Source organism: Empedobacter sp. UBA7252, from assembly GCF_002472765.1.
GTDB lineage: Bacteria > Bacteroidota > Bacteroidia > Flavobacteriales > Weeksellaceae > Empedobacter > Empedobacter falsenii_B.
The window spans coordinates 3,975-4,444 of record NZ_DKSQ01000028.1 but is presented as its reverse complement, the minus strand read 5'-3'; the positions used below and the strand labels follow the sequence as shown (position 1 = coordinate 4,444).

General features: G+C 30.4%; 1 protein-coding gene. It reads right to left on the bottom strand.

What is annotated here, in order from left to right; genetic code table 11:
• A partial coding sequence (locus tag B2X73_RS04205) for a hypothetical protein (protein WP_291095810.1) occupies positions 1-325 on the bottom strand: 325 nt, incomplete at its 3' end.
• Positions 326-470: the final 145 nt, after the last annotated feature.

The window sequence follows — 470 nt, the reverse complement described above, 5'->3', positions numbered from 1 at the left end:
AAACGATTGGAATTGCATTATCACTGCCCAAAATTAGAGGGCCAATTCTTACATACCCACCAAATGTTATATTTTCAAAATCATAGATAGAAAGGGAAGGTCCAATTCCAAATCCATTTTTTTGGATAGTATAAGAAGTTTGTAGTACATTGATACGTTTCAAACTATTTTCAAAAACTGGAATTCGTTGCATCCAATTGAAATTTAAGTAATGATTTTCAATAATTTTTTTACTCAGATTAAGATGTAAACTCGTTGGTAAACCGATCGAAAAATTATTTCCCGTTTTAGATTTTGTTTCATCACCATAAACTTCTTTGCTCAAAAGTCCTAATTATTGATCAACACTTTCAAATTCAACTCCATCTAATTTTGGATTATTACGAATTTGAACTCTTTGCGAAGGATTGTAGAAATGATGGTTATCGCCTCTGAATTTTACTAATCCAACATCTAATAAATTTGCCGAA